The following is an 18,808-nucleotide window of genomic DNA, read 5'->3' as shown; positions in this document are numbered from 1 at the left end:
AATGCCCGCTTCGCTGACCATTTTGAGCCATGCGCTCGCCGCATTGCTGTTCGGCGCGCTGGCGCTCGGGCAGCTTCGGCATCGCCATGGCGGCCTGCCCCATGCCACGCTGGTGACAGCGCTCGGCGCCACCGCTCTATGGGCGCTCGCGGTCGCGGGGATCGGATCGGGCGATGTCGCGACGCGGCTGACCGAGGGCGCGCGCACGCTCGCCTGGCTGGCGTTCATGTTCGCGCTGATGCGGCAGGAATCGCAGGAGGCCAGCCGTCGCGGGCTCGCCGCGGTCTATGCCGTCTGCGCGCTCATCGGCACGGCGGCGATCGTGCTGGCCGTCGCGGAAGCGGCGGTCGGGCAGGCCGATGCCGCCACGGTCATCGCGCCCGCGCGGCTGGCGTTGCGGATGCTTGGCACGATCACCGCGCTGCTGCTGCTATATCGCATTCACGCGACCAGCCCGCGCGGCGAGGTGCGCGCGGTGGCGCTGGCGCTGGCGGTGATCTTCGTGCTCGATCTGCTGCTGCTCGCCAACAACTGGACGAACCGGCGCTGGGCGGGCGATCTCGGCGCGGTGCGCGGGCTGGGCATGGTCGCGGTGGCGCCATTGTTCGGGCTGGCGCTGCAACGCGATGGCGAATGGTCGCTTCAGGTGTCGCGCCGTCTCACCTTCGGCCTCTTGTCGGCATTGCTGATCGGCGCCTATTTCGCGATCACCGGGCTGGCCGCCAGCCTGCTTGCCGAGGTTGGCGGGGATCGCGCGCGGATGGTGCAGACGGTATTCGTCTTCGGCACCGCCGCCGCGCTGCTCACCATCGTCTCCACGCCATGGCTGCGCGCGACGGCCAAGGTGCTGGTCGCCAAGCATCTGTTCCGGCATCGCTATGATTATCGCGCGGAATGGCTGCGTTTCAACGAAACGCTCGGCTCGCCGGGGGAAAGCGCCGCACCGCTTTCGGTGCGCGTGGTGAAGGCGGTGGCCGACGTAACGGATTCGCCCGCCGGCCTGTTGCTCGCCGCGCGCGATGGCACGCTGGAGCGCGGCGCCGGGTGGAACTGGGCGGGCGAGGAAGCCGAGCCGGTCGATACCAATGCCGCGCTCCACGTGCACCTCGCCGCGACGCATCGCATCATCGAGCTGGATGCGGTGCGCGCGGGCAGCGCGAGCCCGGCGGACGCAGGCGCAACGCCCGCGTGGCTGCTCGAATGCGCCGATGCCTGGGCCATCGTGCCGCTCGTCCACTTCGATCGGCTCACCGGCGCGCTGGTGCTGGCCCGCCCGCCGCTCGATCGCGCGCTCGATTGGGAGGATTTCGATCTGCTCGGCGTCGCCGGGCGGCAGGTCGCAAGCTATCTGGCGGAGGATCGCGCGCATGATGCGCTGGCCGACGGGCGGCGTTTCGATGAATTCAACCGCCGCTTCGCCTTCATCATGCACGATCTGAAAAATCTGGTGAGCCAGCTCACGCTCCTCGCCCGCAATGCGGAGCGCCATGCGGATAATCCCGCGTTCCGCGCCGATATGGTGGAAACGCTGCGTGATTCGTCGCAGCGGATGAACAAGCTGCTCGCGCGGCTGTCGCAGCATCATGGCGGGCGCGGCGAGGTGTTGCGCGCGGTGCCGCTGCATCCGCTGGCGGAGCGGATCGCGGCGGCGCGGCGGGCGCAGCATCCGGTTGCCGTGAGTGGCACGGCGAATGCCGTGGCGGTGGCGGATGCCGCCGGGCTGGAGACGTTGCTCGGCCACCTCGTCCAGAATGCGATCGAGGCAAGCGCCGTGAACGTGCCGGTAACCCTGAACATCGTCGCTTTGCCTGAATCGCGGCAGGTCGCCGTGGAGGTGATCGACGCCGGCTGCGGCATGGCCCCCGCGTTCATGCGCGATCAGCTTTTCAAGCCTTTCGTCTCCAGCAAGGAAGGCGGGTTCGGGCTGGGCGCGTTCGAGGCGCGCCAGCTTGCCGAGGCGATGGGCGGCGCGGTGTCGGTGGATAGCCGGCTGGGGGAAGGCACGCGTTTCCGCGTCACGTTGCGCGCGGCGGACGAACTGGAGCAGGCGGCATGAGTGATCGTCCCAAGTTGTTGATTGTGGAGGATGATCTTGGTCTCCAGCGCCAGTTGCGCTGGGCCTATGAGGGGTATGAAGTGATCGTCGCGGGGGATCGTCCGGCGGCGATGGAGGCGTTCCGGCTGCACGAACCGGCGGTGGTGACGCTCGATCTCGGGCTGCCGCCGGATCCCGATGGCACCGCCGAGGGCTTCGCCACGTTGATGGAGATTCTCGCGCTCAAACCTGATACGAAGGTGATCGTCGCATCGGGTCATGGCGCGCGCGAAAGTGCCTTGCGCGCCATCGCCGACGGGGCATGGGATTTCTATCAAAAGCCCATCGACATAGATTCGCTCGGCCTGATCGTCGCCCGCGCCTTCCATGTCCATGAATTGGAAGCGGAAAATCGCCGATTGGCGGCAAGCGTCAAGGGCGCGGCAATGGCGGGGCTCATCACCGCCGCGCCGGAGATGCTGAAGGTCACCCGCACGATCGAGCGGGTCGCGCCGGCGGACGTATCGGTGATGCTGCTCGGCGCGAGCGGCACCGGCAAGGAATTGCTCGCGCGCGGCCTGCACGATGCCTCGCCGCGCCGCGACGGCGCGTTCGTCGCGATCAACTGCGCCGCGATCCCCGAAACGCTGCTGGAAAGCGAGCTGTTCGGGCACGAGAAGGGCGCCTTCACCGGCGCGGTGAAAACCACCCATGGCAAGATCGAGCAGGCCCATGGCGGTACGCTGTTCCTCGATGAGATCGGCGACGTGCCGCTCCCGCTTCAGGTCAAGCTGCTGCGCTTCCTTCAGGAACGCACGATCGAGCGGCTCGGCGGGCGCCGCGCGATCGCGGTCGATACGCGCATCGTCTGCGCCACGCACCGCGATATCGACGCGATGGTGGCGGACGGCGGTTTCCGCGACGATCTCTATTATCGCCTCGCCGAAATCGTCATCCGCATCCCCTCCCTCGCCGAGCGCGTCGGCGATGCGGCGTTGCTCGCGCGCCATTTCGTGACGAAATACGCCAAGGCGATGAACCCGGCGGTAACCGGCCTCTCCGCCGACGCGCGCGCCGCGATTGATGCTTGGGGCTGGCCCGGCAATGTCCGGGAACTCGAAAACCGCGCAAAACGCGCGGTAATCATGGCGGACGGCAAGCTGGTGACCGCAAGCGACCTCGATCTCGCCGAGCCGGATGACGCGCCGATCAACCTGCGCACGGCGCGAGAGGCGGCGGACCGCACCGCGATTCGTCGCGCGCTGGCCCGCGCCGACGGCAATATCTCGAACACCGCGCGCCTGCTCGGGATCAGCCGCCCGACGCTCTACGATCTCCTGAAGGGCTACAATCTGAATGATTGAAGGCCCGGCGACCTACCCGCTGCTGCGCATGAAACGGAAACCGGCGCGGCGCGAACTGCGCCGGGCGGCACGCTCGCGCTTTCTCCGCCTCGGCCTGATCGCGCTCGGCAGCATAACGATCGTGTCCGGCATCGTCGCCATCGCGCGCGCGGCAGACGCGCCCGATCCGCAAGTCGAATTGAAAGCCGCGACAAATGCGCTAACCAACGGCAATTACAGCGCCGCCCGCCGTCACGCTGAAACCGCGCTCTCCGTATCGCCGCGTCTGCCCGATGCCCTGCTGCTGCTCGCCCGCGCAGACCTGGCGCTCGGCGAAGGAGGCCGCGCGGAAGGCGCGCTCAACCGGGCCGTGCGCGCTGGCGTCGGGCGCGAAGCCGTCCGCCCGTTGCTCGCCGACGCATGGCTCCGGCAGGGCGATGCGGAGCGCGCCCTGCGCGCGACCGCCAGCAACCACGAGCGCGCGGAAGGGCAGCGCGTTCACGCGCGGGCGCTGGCCGCAACCGGCGATCCGGTGGCGGCCACGCAAATGCTCGATCGGCTGCTCGCAACTCATCCGGACGATGCGGCGGCATGGACCAGCCTTGGCCGCATCCGCCTCGATGCGGGTGATGTTGCGGGCGCGGATACTGCCGCCCAAACCGCAATTGCGATCAGCCGCAGCGACCCCGCCGCGCTTACGCTCAAGGGGGAGATCGTGCGCGGGCGCTACGGCCTTGTCGCGGCGCTCCCGTGGTTCCGCGCGGCGCTCGCGCGGGATGCCTATTATCACCCCGCGTTAATCGAATATGCGGCCACGCTGGGTGATCTCGGGCGGTACGGCGAAATGCTTGAAGCCACCCGGCGCGCGCTTGTCGCCCGTCCGGGCAGCCCGCAGGCGCTATATCTCCAGGCCGTGCTCGCGGCGCGCGCCGGGCGGATCGAGCTTGCCCGCGCGATGCTCGCGAAGACCGACGGGGCGATCGACGGTGTGCCCGGCGTCGTCCTGCTCGGCGGCGCGCTGGCCTATGCCGCCGGCGATTATGAGCAGGCCGTTGCGCGCTGGCGCGAACTGGTTGGGCGGCAGCCGATGAATATCGTCGCCCGCCGCCTACTCGGGGCGGCGCTGGTGCGTTCGGGCGACTTGCGTGGCGCACTCAACGTGCTCCGCCCCGTCGCGTTACGCAACGATGCGGACAGTTACACGCTCACTCTGGTTGGCCGGGCATTCGAAGCGACGGGGGAGCGCGACTGGTCGGCGCGCTTCCTCGATCGAGCGGCGCACCCCGGATTCGCTCACCCCGCGCCGTTCGCCAGCGACGCGAGCGTTCCGGTGCTCGCCAATCAGGTCAGCGACGCACCTGGTGACCCCGCCGCAATCGTCCAACTCGTCCGCGCCATGCTGGAAGACGGCGATCGAGCGGGAGCGCTCAGCCGTGCCCAGTCGCTTGCGAGCCTTTCCCCCGGCGCGCCGGCGGCGCAATTGCTGCTTGGCGATGCGCTCGCGATTTCGGGCCACCACGCACCGGCGTTCCGCGCCTATGCCGAGGCGGCAAATCTGCGCTTTGATTCCCCGGTCTTCCTCCGTCTCGTCGAAGCTGCCGCGCAATCCGGCGCGATCACCGATGGCGCCCGCGCCGTCGCATTGTTCAGGGAGCAGAACCCCGAAGACATCGCCTCGCGGCGGATGCTCGCGAACCTTCAGCTCTCCGCGCGGCAATGGAATGCGGCGATCGCCACGCTTCAGGGGCTGACGCGGACGATCGGCGCGCGCGACGCGGTGCTGCTCGCTCAACTCGCTTGCGCTTATGCCGATGCGGGTGACTCGATGGCGGCGCTTCGCTACGGGCGCCGCGCCTATGCGATCGCGCCGATGAGCGCCACGGCGGCGGATGCCTATGGCTGGGCGATCCACCGCGGCGGAGACCCGGACCGCGCGCTCCCGCTCCTGCGAAAAGCCATATCGCTCGCACCAGCCCGCACGGATATTCGCTGGCATCTGGCACAGGCGCTCGCGCAAGCGGGCCTCGGTTCGGAGGCACGAGCAGAGATCGCGCAGGCGTTGCGCGATCCCGCATTCCCCGATCGCGATCAGGCTTTGGCGCTGGAGCGATCACTCGGTGCCGATTGACCCTTTGCATCCCCACCAATGCTGCGGTAGCCGATCGCATGGAAGCGACCCTCGCCCGCATCGCCGCCGCGCTTGAGCGGCTCGCCCCGCCCCTTCCAACCGCCGCCGATCCGCTCGCGCACCCGGCCTATGTCTGGCGCGAACACCGGCTCGTCGCGACGCGGGCATTTTCGCCCGTCCCGATCGACCTGCTGCGGGGCGTCGACGCGCAAAAAGCGCTGCTGCATGACAATCTCGTGCGCCTCGCCGCCGGCCATGCCGCGCAGGACGTGTTGCTGTGGGGTGCACGCGGCACCGGCAAATCCGCGCTGGTCAAGGCGAGCGTCGCCGCGATCCAGGCGGAGGGCGGCGCGCTGGCGCTGGTCGAGGTCGGTGCCGATCGGCTCGACACCCTGCCGGAGTTATTCGGCACGATCGCCGACCTGCCGCGCGCCTTCGTCCTGTTCCTCGATGATCTGGGCATTGACGCGGCGGCCGAATCCCGTGCGCTGCGATCCTTGCTGGAGGGCGGCGCGGAAGCCCGGCCCGCCAACGCGCGGCTCGTGGTCACCTCCAATCGCCGTCACCTGATCCCGCGCGATATCCATGAGCAGGAAAACGCCATCAACCCGCGCGATTCGGTCGATGACCATCTCGCACTCGCCGATCGCTTCGGGCTAAGCATCGGCTTCCATGTCGTCGATCAGGATCATTATCTCGCGATCGTGCGCGCTTATGCCGATCGCTACGGCCTTCCGTTTGACGCGGCGGAGGCCGTGCAATGGGCGACGCGGCGCGGTAGCCGATCGGGTCGCGTGGCGTGGCAATATGTCACCGAACTCGCCGGACGTACCGGCAAGGCGCTTTAACCCAGCGCCTCCACCTGTTCCGCGAGTTCCAGCCAGCGCAGTTCGGCAGTCTCCTTCTCGTCGCGCGCAACGCCGATCGCCTTGGTCAGTCGATCGAACGCCCCCGCGTCGCGCGCATACAGCCCCGGATCGGCGAGCGCCGCCTCGTCGCGCGCGATCTGCGCGTCGAGCGCCTCGATCCGGGCCGGAAGCTGATCGTAATCGCGCTGATCCTTGTAACTCAATTTGGCGCGCGCCGGGCGCGGTGGTGGTGGCGGGGCCGACGACGGCTTCGCGGCCCTGATGGCGCCCTTCTTCGCCTCAGGGCGGCGCTGGCGCTCCCATTCCTCATATCCGCCGGCGACGATATCGACATGGCCGCTGCCATCGAGGCCCAGCGTCACCGTAACCGTGCGATCGAGGAAGTCGCGATCGTGGCTGACGATCAGCACGGTCCCGTCGTAATCGGCGATCACCTCCTGCAACAGATCGAGCGTTTCGAGATCGAGGTCATTGGTCGGCTCGTCGAGCACCAGCAGGTTCGACGGGCGCGCGAATTCACGCGCCAGCAGCACGCGCGAGCGCTCCCCGCCTGACAGCGATCCCACCTTCGCCTCCGCGATCGACGGATCGAACAGGAATTCCTTCAGATAGCCGTGGACGTGCTTCTTCACGCCCAGCACCTCGATCCAGTCACCGCCATCGGCCAGTACGTCGCGAACGCGTTTATCGGGCGCCATCAGGCTGCGTTGCTGGTCGATCACGATCGCCTCAAGCGTCTTGGCGAGCTTCACGCTGCCGCTATCGGGTTCCAGTTCGCCTGTGAGCAGCTTGAGCAGAGTCGATTTGCCGGCGCCGTTACGGCCGATAAGGCCGATCCGGTCACCACGCGTCACGCGGAACGTGAAATCGCGGATGATCGTGCGCTCGTCGAAGGATTTGCTGACGTGCTTCGCGTCGATCACCACTTTCGATCGTGCGTCGTCATTGCCGATCGCCAGCGCGGCGGTGCCCTGCGGCCCCATCATCGCAGCCCGCTCCGCGCGCATCTCCTTCAATTTGGTGAGGCGGCCCTGGTTGCGCCGCCGTCGCCCGGTCACCCCGCGCTGGAGCCAGTGCTCCTCCAGCTTCAGCCGGGCGTCGAGCTTCTCCGCCGCGCGCTGTTCCTCCGCCGCGATCTGGTCGGTCCACGCCTCGAACCCGCCGAAACCGATCTCGGCCCGGCGCAGCGCGCCGCGATCCAGCCACAGCGTTTGTTTCGTCAGCCGCGTCAGGAAGGTGCGATCGTGGCTGATCGCGACAAACGCGCCGTTGAACCGCTGGAGCCAATCCTCCAGCCATTCGATCGCGGCGATATCGAGGTGGTTGGTCGGCTCATCGAGCAGCAGCACGTCGGGCGACTGCGCCAGCGCGCGGACGATCGCGGCACGCCGCCGCTCGCCGCCGCTGGCCGTCGCAGCCTCGCGCGTCAGGTCGATGCCCAACTGCCCGGCGATCGCCTCCGCCTCGAAATGCGCCGGCGCATCAGGTGCCGAGAGCACGTAATCGGCAAGGCTCGTGAAGCCCGTGAGGTCCGGCTCCTGCTCCAGCAGGATCACCTTGGTTCCGGGAACAATCACGCGGCGCCCCTCGTCGGCGTCGATGCGCCCGGCGATCAGCTTGAGCAGCGTCGTCTTGCCCGCGCCGTTGCGCCCGATCAGCGCCAGCCGGTCGCGCGGCTGAATATAGAGATCGAGGTGGCGGAACAGCCAGCCGGCCCCCTGAACGAGGCCAAGGTCTTCATATGCTAGGATCGGGGCTGCCATGACGGCGGCAGATAGGGGCATGGGCGGCGTGCGCCAAGCCGGCGCGGGCATGTGGGCGAAAAGAAAAGGCCGGGAGCGCGAAGCCCCCGGCCTGATCTTTTCGGTTTTGAACGGGCGATGGCAAAGCCGCCGCTTAGACGTCAGACCGGATCGGCGACGCCGACCGGCTGTCCGATCCGATGCGAGTCCCCGGCCAGCCACGTTGGCCGGGGCCGCATCCGGATCAGAAGTCCATCCCGCCCATACCGCCGCCCGGCATCGCCGGCATCGCGGGCTTGTCTTCCGGCACTTCGGAAACGGTAGCCTCGGTCGTGATGAGGAGACCGGCAACCGATGCCGCGTTCTGCAGCGCGGTGCGAACCACCTTGGTCGGGTCGATCACGCCGGCCGCAACCAGGTTCTCATAGGTGTCGGTCGCCGCGTTGAAGCCGAACGAGGTGTCGTTCTGATCGAGCAGCTTGCCCGACACCACCGCGCCGTCCTGACCGGCGTTGGCGGCGATCTGGCGCACCAGCGAGGTCAGCGACTTGCGAACGATGTCGATGCCGCGGGTCTGATCGTCGTTCTCGCCCTTGAGGCCGTCGAGCACCTTGGTCGCGTACAGCAGCGCCGTGCCGCCACCAGGGACGATGCCCTCCTCCACGGCCGCGCGGGTCGCGTGCAGCGCATCGTCAACGCGATCCTTGCGCTCCTTCACCTCAACCTCGGTCGCACCGCCGACCTTGATGACGGCAACGCCGCCGGCCAGCTTCGCCAGACGCTCCTGGAGCTTCTCGCGGTCATAGTCGCTGGTCGTCACTTCGATCTGCTGGCGGATCGCCTCGACGCGGCCCTTGATCGCGGCCTCTTCACCAGCGCCATCGACGATGGTGGTGTTATCCTTGTCGATCGTGACGCGCTTGGCGGTGCCGAGCATCGAGAGCGTGACTGATTCGAGCTTGATGCCCAGATCCTCGCTGACGACTTCACCCTTGGTGAGGATCGCGATGTCTTCCAGCATCGCCTTGCGACGATCGCCGAAGCCCGGCGCCTTGACGGCGGCGACCTTCAGGCCGCCGCGCAGCTTGTTGACGACGAGCGTAGCCAGCGCTTCGCCCTCGATGTCCTCGGCGATAATGAGCAGCGGACGCCCCGTCTGCACCACCGCTTCGAGCACCGGCAGCATTGACTGCAGGTTCGACAGCTTCTTTTCGTGGATCAGGATATACGGGTCGGCAAGCTCGACCTGCATCTTCTCCGGGTTGGTGATGAAATACGGCGAAAGATAGCCGCGGTCGAACTGCATACCTTCAACGACATCCAGTTCGAATTCGAGACCCTTGGCCTCTTCGACGGTGATGACGCCTTCCTTGCCGACCTTCTCCATCGCTTCCGCGATCTTCTCGCCGACTTCCTTGTCGCCGTTGGCCGAAATGATGCCGACCTGCGCGATCTCGTTCGATCCGGCAACGGCCTTCGAGCGCGACTTGATATCGTCGACAACCTTGTGGACCGCGAGGTCGATGCCGCGCTTCAGGTCCATCGGGTTCATGCCGGCGGCAACCGACTTCATGCCTTCACGCACGATCGCCTGGGCGAGCACGGTGGCGGTGGTGGTGCCGTCGCCTGCAACGTCGTTGGTCTTCGAGGCGACCTCACGGACCATCTGCGCGCCCATGTTCTCGAACTTGTCCTTGAGTTCGATTTCCTTGGCGACGGAAACGCCGTCCTTGGTGATGCGCGGTGCACCGAACGACTTGTCGATCACGACATTGCGGCCCTTCGGCCCCAGCGTGACCTTCACCGCGTCGGCGAGGATATCGACGCCGCGCAGGATGCGCTCGCGCGCGTCGCGGCCGAATTTCACGTCCTTGGCTGCCATGTTGGCTACCCTTTCAAAAGATCAGATGTGGAAGGTGGAGGAAAACAGGCTCAGCCGATGATGCCGAGAATGTCGCTTTCCTTCATGATGAGCAGGTCTTCGCCATCGACCTTGACCTCGGTGCCCGACCATTTGCCGAACAGGATGCGGTCGCCGGTCTTGACGTCAAGCGGGGTGACCTTGCCATCCTCGGCCTTGGCGCCGGTGCCGACGGAGACTACTTCGCCTTCTTGCGGCTTTTCCTTGGCGGTGTCGGGGATGATGATCCCGCCGGCCGTCTTCCCCTCCGCCTCGATGCGGCGAACGAGAACGCGGTCGTGCAACGGACGAAAGCTCATTGCGATACCCTCTCTAAAGGTAATGTGACAAATTGTTGGCACTCGAACGGGTCGAGTGCCAGCGCCCCGCATATGTGGTCGGCGCTCCACAGCGTCAATGGCGACACCGCCAAATTTTTGGAAGCCTAACGCGCGGCGGCGCGTGCTCCGGTCAGGCCCAATCGCTCACGCGCGATCCATCGCCACGTCAACAGGATCGACACGGCGAGCAACCCGGCCGCGAGCCCGATCCAGATTCCCACCCCGGCAAGCGGCGTCCAGAAACCCAGCGCGATCGCAGTGCCAAAGCCCACCACCCAATAGCCGAACAGCGCCACGAGCATCGGCACGCGCGTATCCTGAAGCCCGCGCAGGATGCCGGCGGCCACCGCCTGCGCGCCATCGACAAGCTGGAATACCGCCGCCACCGCCAGATAGCTCACCGCGAGGTTCACGACCGTCGCATGGGCGGGATCGCCAACATCAAGATATGCGCTGACGAACAGCCGGGGCGCGCTCCACATCGCGATCGCGCTGACGGCCATGAAACCAATGCCAAGCATCAGCGCCACCTTGCCCGCCAGCGCGATCCAGCGCGCGTCGCCAGCGCCGAACGCCATGCCCACCCGGATCGTCGCCGCCTGAGAAACGCCAAACGGAACCTGAAAGGCGATGGCGGCGATGTTGAGCGCAACGGCATGTGCCGCCACCTGATCCACCCCGAGCAGCCCCATCAGCAGCGAAGCGCCGCCGAACAGCGCGCCTTCGAACATCCAGGTCAGCGCGATCGGCAGGCCCAGCCGGACGATCTCGCGAAAGCGGGGCCATTCGGTGCGCCACCACCGCCCGAACAGCCGGTAACGCCTGAGCTTCGGATCGAAATGGAGGATCAGCCAGTAAGCGATCGCCATCGCCGACAGGCTGATGACGCTCGCCAGCGCCGATCCCTCCAGCCCCAGTCGCGGGAAGCCCGCGTTGCCGAACACGAGACACCAATTGGCGGCAATGCTGAGCAGAAGCGCCATGCCCGTAACCGCGAACGCCCAGCCGGGCCGCCCAAGCGCGGCAGCGGTGGTTCGCATCACGCCTGCCGCTACACCGGGGATGATCGCGATCAGGAGGATGTCGAGGAAATGGCCCGCACGCCGCGCCACATCCGGATCCTGATCGGCGAACAGTAGCAGCGTTTCGCCATGGGCGAGGATCAGGATGACGACCGCGCAGCCCGCCGCCCCCACCCATAACGCCATGCGGAAGCTGCGCCGCACATCGCGCACCGCATGTTTGCGCCGCCCAAGCTCTGCTGCGATCAGCGGTGCGGCGGCGCTGGTCAGCCCGATCATGGCATACATGAGCATGTTGAACAGGAACACGCCGAGAGTCGCGGCGGCCAGTTCGATCGTGCCGAGCCGCGCGACGAAGATCACGTCGACCGCGGCCACCGCCATCTGCAACAGATTGGCGCCCACCAACGGCCCGGCGAGCTTCGACAGCGCGCGAAACTCCTCTCCCGCAGTAGCGGGAGCGGAGCCGGTAAGCGGCGCGAAAGAAGATGGCGCGGACATGATTGGTGCGGATGCCGGTGGTTCGTGAGGTAAAACGAGCGCCGGGTCGCACACCAGCGTTGCCGCCTGTAGTCGACGAACGCCCGGCGATCTACCGTTTGCGGGTTATGCTGGCAAGGTAAGGATCAACTGCTCGGGCGGCTCGTCACGGAGGCCATGCCGCCCTTGCCGATCGCTATCAGATGCTGGCTTCCATTGCTGCATTCGGCGCGCCAGATGCTTCTTCCATGCTCGTCGGGAAAGCGCGTGAAATCGGTCACGTCCTGACACGGCAGGCCTGCGTCGCGGATCGCGCGCATGAATACGCCGCGCTGCTGCCCCGCCGGCAGCTTGGCGACGAGCGCCGCGGTGTCCTGTAAATTCGCGGCAGCAACCGCCTCGTTGGCGACGATATTGTCCGGCTCGTGGGAACAGGCGGCGAGAAAGCCCGCCAGAATTATCGCGATGGCGGTTTTCATCTTCATCCTCTCGCGCCGGTCAACCAACTGAATTTAGGAAGCCGCAGGATCGCGCGCAACCGGATGCTGCGTTTCACTCGCACGCCTGCCCGAGAGGAAAAGCAAGGCGCCGGATTCGATTTTACCCTATCATCCCGTCGTCGCCCGCCGCGAGCACACGCCCCATCGCCTCGAACAAAATGTCCATCGCAACCGGCTTGAAGATCACGTCGTCTGCACCGGCCGCGAGACAGCGCTCGCGCAAATCCGGGGCCGTATCTGCAGTGACGACGATCACGGGCAAGCGTGCCTTCGCATCGCCGCGCGCCCTGATCGCCTTGATCGCTGAGATGCCATCCATTCCCGGCATCCGCAAATCTACCAGCAGAATGTCGAAATCGGAATGGTCGAGAACCTCCAGGCCCTCCTCGGCGCTTTCCGCGCCAACCATCGACGCGCCCGCAACCTCGAGCATGTCGTTGACAACCCTGCGGTTCATCCGGTCATCTTCAATAAAAAGGACATTCATGGCCGTGAGCCCGGATCGCGCGGCGGTCGTTTCATTTCCGTAGCATTATCGCGTTATGCCGCTGCCGACACAAGCAGCCTCGCGCTCGGTTCATCGAATAGTTCGGTTAACAAAGCATCTTTGGCGATTGGTTTGGATATAACGCGGTCGACCCCCGCCAGTTCCAGCGCTGCCCGATCCTCCAGCAGGGAGGCCGGGCCAAGGATGGCAAACCTCGCATCAGGGGCCGCCGCGCGGATATCAGCGATCGCGGCGTGCGCGTCGGGCATCAGGCGCAGCGTCGCATCATCGAGCAACAACGTGCCCGGCGCGCCGGCGGCAAGCAAATCCAGCGCCTCCGCGACCGATCCGGCAAAGGCGACCTGGCCAGCACGCGGCTCGAACAGCGTTTTGAACATCGCGCGGGTGATCGGGCTGCGGTCGATCACCAGGATTCCACTGGCGGTATTCGCCACCGCCGCCGCCGGTGGCTCCGCCACGCAAAGCGGGAGATTGACGACGAAGGTGGCGCCGCCGCCGAGTTCGCTGCGAACCGTGACATCGCCCCCCATCGCCCGCGACAGATTACGGCAAATGGCGAGGCCCAGCCCTGTTCCGCCATATTGCCGCGTCGTTCCCGCGTCAGCCTGACGGAAGGCTTCAAAAATCTCCTCGTGTTTGCCGGCGGCGACGCCGATCCCGGAATCGGCGACCGACAACACCCAGCGATCACCGACAACGCGCGTGGCGATGGTGATCCCGCCCGTATGGGTGAACTTCACCGCGTTCGACAGCAGGTTGAACACGATCTGGCGCAGCCTGGTGGTGTCGCCGACAATCCATTCCGGCCCTTCCTCAAGCGAGATGTCGAACGACAACCCCTTCTCGCGCGCCTGCTCTGCCCACATTCCGGAGGCGTCGCGAATGGTCGTGCGCAGATCGAACGGCGCCTCCTCGATCGTCATGCGCCCGGTTTCCATCTTGGCCACATCGAGAATATCATCGACCAGCGCGCGCATGTTAACGCCCGCCCCATGCACCACGGAGAGCCGCCCGCGCGTCGCGCTGTCGAGACGGTCATCCGCCAACATAACCTGCGTCATGCCCAGAATGCCGTTCAATGGCGTGCGAATTTCGTGGCTCGTGGTCGCCAGGAATTCAGTCTTCGCCGCGAGCGCCTTACCAAGCGCGATATTGGTCACCGCCAGGCGATTGCGGCTGCGCCGGAGCGTGACGATGCCGAACGCCAGTATCGCGATAATCAGTGCGGTGGCCGCGCCCGCGCCGATGAATATGAAACGCTGGGTGCGCGCCTTGTCGCGCTCGAACGCCACGGTTTTCTGGAGGTCGTTCGCCTTCAGCGTGGCGATCCGCAATTCCTGGTTGGCGAAATCGAACCGTGCCGCCGCCAGCGCGGCGCTGTTTGAACGCGCGAGTTCGGTCGCGCGGTCATCCAACCGCTTGAGCGCGGCGAGATGGTCCAGCGCTAGACGATCATATCCCAGCGCACTGTAAATCCGATAGGCGATCTCATGACCGTCCCGATCGCTGAGTTCGGTCCGCTCCAGATCCACGCCATCGAAACGCGCGTCGATCAGCGCGTGCGCCGCTTCCAGCCGATGATGTAGAAAAGCCGATTGCGCCCCCAGCACCTGAAACAATGGCCGATATGGCGCCGCCGCCTTTCGCTGCGTCAGCTTTCGCCCCTCCGCGATCGCCTGATCCGCGCGCGGCAAATCCTTCTGCATCAATCGAACACGGGCGATATTGCTGAGCACCTGCGCGACAAGAAGGTCGCTGGACATGCCGCGCGCGAGACGAAGCGCCTGCGCATATTGCTGCTCCGCGGCGGCAAAGCGTTGAGTTTCTTTCAGTGCATTGCCCATTCCGTTGTAGATCGCCAGCGCCAGCCCTTGATCTTTGGAATATGTCTCCCGCGCCTGAGCGAAATAGCGCAACGCCGAATTATTGTCATTTCCACCATAATACAGCAGCGCGATCAGGATCAGCGCCTTCGCCTGGCTGCGCGTCTCCTTGTTTTCGGAGAATAATTCGTACGATTTTTGCAAATCGACCAGCGCGGCGCCGACATCTCCTGTTGCTGTCAGAACCCCGCCTTGAGACAAAAGAATATCGGCATGTAACACCGAGTTCCGCTCAACTTTCTGCACGATCGACAATGCCTGCGCGAGTAGCGCCTTCGCGCGGACAGGCTCGTTGATCCGGCTATAGCCCTCTCCAAGAAGCCATAGCGCCGTTGCGATCTTATGGGCTGAATGTTGCCCACGGGCATAGGCCAGCGCCTCTTGCCCGGCCCCGATCGCACTCGCGGGCTCCGAGAGCATTTGGGCTTTCACCCTGGCCGTCATCTCATCGAAATGATCCGACCGATCGGATGGCCCGGCGCCGTTTGCTGCTGCTGCGGCAAGCAACGCCAGCGCCGCGGCAAATCGCGATATCCTCACCCGCGTTTCCAGGCGGCAGCCAGGCGGTTGAAAGCCCCCCCGCCCTCCGGGCCACCCGCCTGCCGCCAGGTGTCGTCCTCAAGAAAAATCACCAGTGCTTCGGGGGAAACCGGCCTGCTGACGAGGAACCCCTGCACCATATCGCAACCCATCACCGTAAGCAGCGCCAATGCCGCATGGCTTTCGACCCCTTCCGCAACGACTTCCATTTCGAGCGCGTGCGCGAGGTCTATCGTCGAACGGACGATGAGCGGATCACGATTTGAGCTGGTGAGCTGGGTGACGAACAATTTGTCGATCTTCAGTTCGCTTGCCGGCAATTGCTTCAGATAAGCAAGGCTCGACAACCCCGCGCCGTAATCGTCTATCGCGATCTTGATGCCGATATCCGCGAACACCTGCAAATTGGCGATCGCGCTGATCGGATCACGGATCACGGAGGTTTCCGTTACCTCGAATCCGAGCGTCGCCCCGCTGGATGCCACAAGCGCGCAGGCTTCCCGCACGAACCCCGGATCGGCGAGCAATTGACCCGAGATATTGACGAACAGGCGAAGATCGTGCCCGGCGGCACGCATCTGCCGCTGATCCTCGATCACTCGCCGGATCGTCCACAAGGTGAGGCGGTCAATAAGATGCGCCTGCTCCGCGACCGGGATGAATTCCATCGGCGGAATCAGCCCGCGTTCGGGGTGTCGCCACCGGATCAACGCCTCAGCGCAGGTAACCTTCTGCCGCCGGACGTGGAATTTCGGCTGATAGAGCATCGTGAACTCGTCACGCCCGATCGCCTCTTCCAGATCGTCCGCGAGTTGGCTGTAAACCGGGCCAGGCTCGGGGTTCGCGCCATCGCCCGCCGCAGCGCGAACGTGATCGAGCGCGGCTTCTGCCCGCTCAACCAGGGTCACGCCGTCATATTCTTCTGCCCGCAAGAGAGCGCCACCGAGCAGCAACGAGACGGTATAGGAGTAATCGCCGACTTCTATCCCGGTCGCGCTGGCGCTGCGCATACGAGGCAGGAGCGCCTCATATTCGCCCCGCGAGCCAACCGCTGTCTCCAACTCGATCCGTTCCTGCGCGACAACCGTGACCCTGCCGCCCGGTACGGTCGCAGCCAGGCGGCGCGCGGTTTCGTTAACCAGCGACGCCGCCCCCTCACGCCCCAGCAGCCGCCGCAACGGCACGAAGTTGGTAATCTCGGCCAGGACCATCACACGCCAGCCGCTTGTGCCTGCGTTTGCCGAGGCCGCCTGTTCAATGTCGGGCGACTGAACCTTCTCGCGAAGCATGTCTGAGCGGCGCTGTACCATCACCCCCCGCGGTATCCGGAATGGCTGAAGATATTGTTAATCAACGAAGCAGGCGGTGCGCGCGCATTTCACCCCATTGCCGAATGGTTGACGATCCATTAAGCATCAAGCGCAACCCTTTGCGGTTGCCCATAAATGGAGAAAGCCATGCTCGCGTTTATTCTCGCACTTATCTACGGCACTGACATCAAGCCCTGGTAACAGGGGGATTCGGCTCGAAACCATTGAATTATCGTCGCTTTATTCGCCGATAAATTCAATGGTTCGGGCCGAAGCCTTACGTTTCACGACCCTTTCGAAAGCCGGATTTCTGGCGTCGCATTGTGGTTAAGCCTTAACGCTCCGTTCGATTCGCGAGCGCAATGGTTAACGGCAAGAACCCCGCCAATGCGATTGGCGCCCAGACGCTTTCCCGGCTGATTTGGATGCGAGGCGCCACAGCTTCGCACGCAGGCAAAATCGAAAAGAGCGCCTTCCGCGCGCTGGATCGCCGAACACGAGCGCAGGCCCGATTCCGCTCGCGCGCATCGCCACGCTCCCGCCGTCAGATACGCTCTGAATGCAGGCGCTCGATAGCGCGATCAAATATCATTTGCCGTCGCCCCGTGAAGAGCGCGCTGGTATAGAACCGCTGCAACTCCGCGGCGGCGCCAAGATTTCGAAAAATCAGGCGCGATCGTTCAGGCTGCGGTCGCCTTCGGCCTGGCCTCTGCGGGATTGGAAAACTCCATGCTGTCGTCCAGCGATCCGAACCGCAGCGCCATCACATCAAGGGCATAATTCTGATTGACTTTCCATGGCTTGCGATTGCCCTGCTTCGGCAAATGCTCCAATGCGCGCTGAACATAGCCTGAGCTGAACGTCAAAAACGGTTCCGCCTCGATCGGCTCATCGCCGATCCGCGGGGTGCATTGCCGCATCCCGCGCTTGCGCATTTTCTCCAGCAAGCGGCAGACATACATCGAGGTCAAATCCGCCTTCAGCGTCCACGAGGCATTGGTGTAGCCGAAACACGAGGCGAGATTCGGCACATCCGAATACATCATGCCCTTGTAATTGATCGTCTTCGATGGGTCGATCGGTTCGCCGTCCACCGTGAAGGAAACGCCGCTCATCAACTGCATCTTCAGACCCGTGGCAGTGACGATGACATCCGCGTCCAGCGTCTTTCCCGAAGACAGTCTGATGCCATTCTCGGTGAAGGTCTCGATCGTCCCGGTTTCGACCGAAGCACTCCCGGCCTTGATCGAATCGAATAAATCCGCGTCGGGGACGAGGCACAGCCGCTGATCCCATGGGTTGTAGCGTGGCGTGAAATGGGTCGCCACATCATAATCGGGGCCGAGCTGCTCGCGCACCATCTGGATCAGCCGGGCCTTCGCCTTTTCCGGTTGCTTACGCGTCATCCGATAGAAGAACATCTGCATCAGCACGTTCTTCCAGCGTGTGATGCCGTAAGCCATTTTGGCGGGCAGCGCGCGGCGCAGCGAGTTGGCGAACCGATCCTGCGCGGGGCGCGACACGACATAGGTGGGCGAGCGCTGCAGCATGGTGACGTGCGCGGCCGTCCGGGCCATCTCCGGCACCAGCGTCACGGCGGTAGCCCCGCTGCCGATCACCACCACTTTCTTGCCGGTGTAATCCAGATCCTCCGGCCAGAATTGCGGATGAACTATCCGCCCCCGGAAATCGTCCGAACCGGCAAATTCAGGGGCATGGCCCTCAGCGTAATCGTAATAACCCGAGCACATATAAAGGAAGTTGCAGGTCAGTTCGTGCGTCGTGCCATCTGCGAGCCTATACCCGACCGTCCAGCACGCATCCGCCGTCGACCACGCGGCGCTGACCACCCGGTGCCCGAAGCGGATATGGCGATCAATGCCATAGGTACGCGCCGTATCCGAAACATACTCTCGTATCGAAGGCCCGTCCGCGATCGCCTTCGCCTGCGTCCACGGACGGAAGTTGTAACCAAGCGTGTGCATATCCGAATCGGAACGGATGCCGGGATAGCGGAACAGATCCCATGTGCCGCCGATCGCGTCCCGCCCTTCGAGAATCGCATAGCTGCGATCAGGACAGCGCGTTTGCAGGTTATACCCCGCGCCGATGCCGGATAACCCGGCGCCCACCACGATCACATCGAAATGCTCGGTCATGCAGGATCCTCTCTCACAATACCGAATATTCGATTCCAGCGCATTGTG

At 65.0% G+C, this 18,808-nt stretch carries 13 protein-coding genes; 4 read left to right on the top strand and 9 right to left on the bottom strand.

Translation table 11 applies throughout. The features are described 5' to 3' along the window. Nucleotide 1 precedes the first annotated feature (1 nt). Genes prsK through Q0316_RS04445 form a run of 4 tightly spaced genes read left to right on the top strand, consistent with a single transcriptional unit; the run spans nt 2 to nt 6,354 of the window. The gene (gene prsK, locus Q0316_RS04460) at nt 2-2,056 is read left to right on the top strand and encodes an XrtA/PEP-CTERM system histidine kinase PrsK (RefSeq protein ID WP_298670165.1); all 2,055 of its coding nucleotides are present in this window, start codon (nt 2-4) and stop codon (nt 2,054-2,056) included. Next, entirely contained in the window at nt 2,053-3,399 is a 1,347-nt protein-coding gene (gene prsR, locus Q0316_RS04455; RefSeq protein WP_298670163.1) for a PEP-CTERM-box response regulator transcription factor, read from the top strand. Before prsK ends, prsR begins: the two co-directional genes overlap by 4 nt. Nucleotides 3,400-3,427: 28 nt before the next feature. Continuing rightward, nucleotides 3,428-5,506 carry a tetratricopeptide repeat protein gene (locus Q0316_RS04450; RefSeq protein WP_298670161.1) on the top strand — a complete coding sequence of 693 codons (2,079 nt, stop codon included), beginning with the start codon at nt 3,428-3,430 and terminating at the stop codon, nt 5,504-5,506. A gap of 38 nt (nt 5,507-5,544) precedes the next feature. Then, the gene (locus Q0316_RS04445; protein WP_298670158.1) at nt 5,545-6,354 is read left to right on the top strand and encodes an ATP-binding protein; all 810 of its coding nucleotides are present in this window, start codon (nt 5,545-5,547) and stop codon (nt 6,352-6,354) included. Here Q0316_RS04445 and Q0316_RS04440 read toward each other — a convergent pair. The 9 genes from Q0316_RS04440 to Q0316_RS04400 form a co-directional block, all read right to left on the bottom strand. Then, nucleotides 6,351-8,138, bottom strand: coding sequence for an ABC-F family ATP-binding cassette domain-containing protein (locus tag Q0316_RS04440; RefSeq protein WP_298670156.1), 1,788 nt, complete (start codon nt 8,136-8,138; stop codon nt 6,351-6,353). The two genes, Q0316_RS04445 and Q0316_RS04440, sit on opposite strands and share 4 nt — an antisense overlap. Before the next feature lie 223 nt (nt 8,139-8,361). Next, nucleotides 8,362-9,999, bottom strand: coding sequence for a chaperonin GroEL (gene groL / locus Q0316_RS04435; protein ID WP_298670154.1), 1,638 nt, complete (start codon nt 9,997-9,999; stop codon nt 8,362-8,364). Nucleotides 10,000-10,049: 50 nt separating this feature from the next. Then, entirely contained in the window at nt 10,050-10,337 is a 288-nt protein-coding gene (groES, locus tag Q0316_RS04430) for a co-chaperone GroES (protein WP_298670152.1), read from the bottom strand. 125 nt (nt 10,338-10,462) lie between these two features. Next, nucleotides 10,463-11,881 carry an MATE family efflux transporter gene (locus Q0316_RS04425; protein WP_298670150.1) on the bottom strand — a complete coding sequence of 473 codons (1,419 nt, stop codon included), beginning with the start codon at nt 11,879-11,881 and terminating at the stop codon, nt 10,463-10,465. 125 nt (nt 11,882-12,006) lie between these two features. Continuing rightward, entirely contained in the window at nt 12,007-12,339 is a 333-nt protein-coding gene (locus Q0316_RS04420; RefSeq protein ID WP_298670148.1) for a hypothetical protein, read from the bottom strand. A gap of 121 nt (nt 12,340-12,460) precedes the next feature. Then, nucleotides 12,461-12,847: a response regulator gene (locus Q0316_RS04415; RefSeq protein WP_298670146.1), complete on the bottom strand. Its 387-nt coding sequence runs from the start codon at nt 12,845-12,847 to the stop codon at nt 12,461-12,463. Nucleotides 12,848-12,900: 53 nt separating this feature from the next. Then, nucleotides 12,901-15,291 carry an ATP-binding protein gene (locus tag Q0316_RS04410; RefSeq protein ID WP_298670144.1) on the bottom strand — a complete coding sequence of 797 codons (2,391 nt, stop codon included), beginning with the start codon at nt 15,289-15,291 and terminating at the stop codon, nt 12,901-12,903. Beyond that, a complete protein-coding gene (locus tag Q0316_RS04405) occupies nt 15,288-16,502 on the bottom strand; it encodes an EAL domain-containing protein (RefSeq protein ID WP_298670142.1) in 1,215 nt (404 codons plus the stop codon). Before Q0316_RS04405 ends, Q0316_RS04410 begins: the two co-directional genes overlap by 4 nt. Before the next feature lie 779 nt (nt 16,503-17,281). Further along, a complete protein-coding gene (locus Q0316_RS04400) occupies nt 17,282-18,760 on the bottom strand; it encodes an NAD(P)/FAD-dependent oxidoreductase (protein WP_298670140.1) in 1,479 nt (492 codons plus the stop codon). Nucleotides 18,761-18,808: the final 48 nt, after the last annotated feature.

Source organism: uncultured Sphingomonas sp., from assembly GCF_937871615.1.
Lineage (GTDB): Bacteria > Pseudomonadota > Alphaproteobacteria > Sphingomonadales > Sphingomonadaceae > Sphingomonas.
Note: the sequence above shows the minus strand (reverse complement) of the source record. Positions and strands in the feature narration are given on the sequence as shown.